Annotated in this window: 1 protein-coding gene; it reads left to right on the top strand. The window is 77.8% G+C overall.

Annotation, left to right across the window (positions count from 1 at the left end; genetic code table 11):
• On the top strand, positions 1–787 hold a 787-nt coding region (locus KS423_RS46535; RefSeq protein WP_263455927.1), incomplete at both ends, for a protein kinase.

Below are 787 nucleotides of genomic sequence, written 5' to 3'. Positions count from 1 at the left end.
CGACCCGAGCCGGACCCGCCCGGCGACGGCCCGGTGCCCGGCGGTCCGCCCTTCGCGGTCCCGGAGGGCTACCCGATCGCCGGCTACCGGCTCGGCGCCTTCCTCGGTGCGGGCGCCTGGGGCAGCGTGCACGCCGCCGAGGGCCCCGACGGCAGCCCTGCTGCCGTCAAGATCCTCGGTGCGGCCCGGTTCAGCCCCGGCCAGCGCCGGACCGTGGCCCGGATGGCCCGCAGCGAGCAGTGCTTCAGCCGCCGCGCCGACCACCCCCACCTGATCCGCACCCTCGCCGTGGTCACCGTCGAGGGCCCGGACCACCCGGCGCTGGACGGCGCCGTCGCCCTGGTGATGGAACGTGCCGCCCGCAGCCTCCAGGATCTGCTGGCCGAGGCCCGCCCCGGGACGGCGGTGCCGGACGCCGAGCGCATCCTGACCGAGGTCTGCGCCGGGCTGACCCACATGCACCGGGCCGGTTGGGTCCACGGGGACCTGAAACCGGCCAATGTCCTGCTGATGCCCGACGGCACCGCCAAGATCGCCGACTTCGGCCTCACCGCCGAGCTGGAGGGCACCCACGCCTACGCCCCGCCGCTCGGCTCGCCCGACCACGTCCCGCCCGAGTGGTGGTCCGAGCGCACCGGCGCCCGCGGCGTCGCGGTGCGCCCCAGCGCCGACGTCTGGGCCTTCGGCGTGATCGCCCACCAGCTGCTCACCGGGGGCCTGCACCCCTTCCTCGGCGCCACCGCCCGGGCCCGCTCGCTGGCCGCCCAGGCGTACGCGCGGGGCGCCG

This window comes from Streptomyces sp. LS1784 (genome assembly GCF_020103755.1).
GTDB lineage: Bacteria > Actinomycetota > Actinomycetes > Streptomycetales > Streptomycetaceae > Kitasatospora.
Note: the sequence above shows the minus strand (reverse complement) of the source record. Positions and strands in the feature narration are given on the sequence as shown.